The following is a 1,679-nucleotide window of genomic DNA, read 5'->3' on the forward strand; positions in this document are numbered from 1 at the left end:
TGATTGCGGTAAGCGGGGTCATCGCCATGCTGATTCCGTATGCCGCCGAAATCTATCCCGTGCATCTCAGAGGCACTGGATCGGGCGTCATCGCGGCCAGCAGCAAGTTCGGCGGAATCCTCGGCGCCGGCGTTGCTCTGCTGGGCTTCTTCGATCACCTGCTTCTGTCCGCGCTAGTTTTGGCACTACCAATGGCGCTTTCAGCAACTCTTCTGAGCAGGAGTGGCATTGAAACCCGCGGCGTGCGCCTGGAGGAGATCCAGCGCGCACTCAGCCCCTGATGCGAGTGAAAGGCACAAGCAGCTCTGGGATGAGCAGTGACGGGCACGTGATATGCGCTATCGGCCAAAAGCCGCCGTACACAAGCGCGCCTACGAACTTGCCTTAGCCATACTGATTTCTTCGCCACAACGGCCGAGTGGAGCGACTGCCACACAATTCAAGCAGGACGTTGATCACTACGGAGACTGGTCAGCTTGGTTATTTCTTTTGAACCGATGCCACCTTGTGACGGGGCCTGTTGACCTAAAGCAACCAGTCAACGCTTCCTAATTAACAAGGCAAGCTTCCTACCTCCAAACCAATTGGGTAGCATTGCTCAAATAGCATGGATCTTGCATTGCACAAAGTATCCATGCATAATTCGTTTTTATGGAACCCACTCTGCCGCCGGATCAGCTTAGGCAGCAGTGGCTTAGTATGGGCGATAAATTGTTTAAATCGAATTTGCACGTCCGGCCGCAGCACAAAATACCGAACAACCCAAAAATAAAGGAACGCAGAGAATGAGTTTAAATACCTACCTGCCGGGACGGCTCCGCAATACTCCACTGCCACGGAGTCATGGATTGCTGCCGTTATTTGAAGCAGTCGTCAACTCTATTCACTCAATCTCTGAGGTAAGCACCGACCCCGCATACGGAGAAATCACAGTTGAAATTGTGCGCGCAAATCAGTCAAGTTTTCAAATAGAAGATGGAAAGGCAAAAAGAGGCGCCCCACCCCAAGAGCCAATCCTTGGATTCAAAATCATTGACAACGGATCAGGCTTTCATGAAAAAAACATGATGTCTTTTGAAACGCTCGATAGTGAGTATAAGGCACAGCAGGGGTGCCGCGGCGTAGGGCGTCTTTTGTGGTTGAAGGTATTTGAGGCGGTAAGTGTCAATAGCTGCTTTAATGATGCAGACGGAGCAATGAAATATCGCTCCTTCACTTTCACAACTCCACAAGGGATTGCAAACAAAGAGTTAACTGCAGCTGCAGCAGGCGCAGAATTAAAGACTTGCGTGCATCTTTCCGGTTTCAGGAAAATTTACCGAGAAAAGTCATCAAAGACAGCCAGAACCATAGCAAATAGCCTATTTGAGCACTGTCTTTGGTATTTTGTAAGGGATGGTGGAGCACCAAGGATTCGTATCAAAGATGATCTAGAACTTATTAAACTAGAAGACGTTTATGATGACTACATGTTTTCCCATTCAAAAAAGGAAAACATAGCAGTCAAGGAGCAAACGTTTGAAATCACACATTTAAAGCTTAAAGCGAGTGCGGCGAAGCAGCCTTTTATTGCATGGTGCGCCGCTAGGGAGACGCTGATCAATTCGGCTCGAATCTTGCATGGATGAACCACCATGACGCAGCCCTCCAAACCACCCAAGCAATTGAGCTTCGCCAGC

General features: G+C 49.3%; 1 protein-coding gene and 1 pseudogene. Both read left to right on the forward strand.

Translation table 11 applies throughout. The features are described 5' to 3' along the window. Positions 1–281: pseudogene (locus tag H537_RS54520) on the forward strand (MFS transporter); the annotation flags it as partial. A 504-nt stretch (positions 282–785) separates the two neighbouring features. Continuing rightward, entirely contained in the window at positions 786–1,628 is an 843-nt protein-coding gene (locus tag H537_RS53240) for a hypothetical protein (RefSeq protein WP_156901851.1), read from the forward strand. Positions 1,629–1,679 lie beyond the last annotated feature (51 nt).

The organism is Azohydromonas australica DSM 1124, from assembly GCF_000430725.1.
Classification (GTDB): Bacteria; Pseudomonadota; Gammaproteobacteria; order Burkholderiales; family Burkholderiaceae_C; genus Azohydromonas; species Azohydromonas australica.